We start from the raw sequence: 264 nt of genomic DNA on the forward strand, positions 1-264 counted from the left end.
AAGTAATATCCAGAGGGTCAAACTTTTTGACACCTCGATTCCCCCGGGGGGGATTTAGGGGGGGATCTGTTTTTAGATCTTTATCTGTATCTTTATTAGTTGCCTTTGTGTTGACATCATGTTCAAACACCACTTCAACATCTGTTTGAACACCTGTTAAATTTCTCTCTTGTTTTGTTTGAACATCTGCTTCCTTTCTGCTTCTTCTGGCCTGAACAGATGCTTTTCCTGCGGCTGATTTTTTGGTTAATTTTTCCCTGACTG

General features: G+C 40.5%; 1 protein-coding gene. It reads right to left on the reverse strand.

Features of this window, described 5'->3' with window-relative positions; translation table 11 throughout:
• Positions 1-264: hypothetical protein (locus AC0L3J_RS38135; RefSeq protein WP_473350578.1), on the reverse strand; the 264-nt coding region annotated here is incomplete at both ends.

The sequence above is a fragment of the Bradyrhizobium sp. Kon37 genome, from assembly GCF_055807535.1.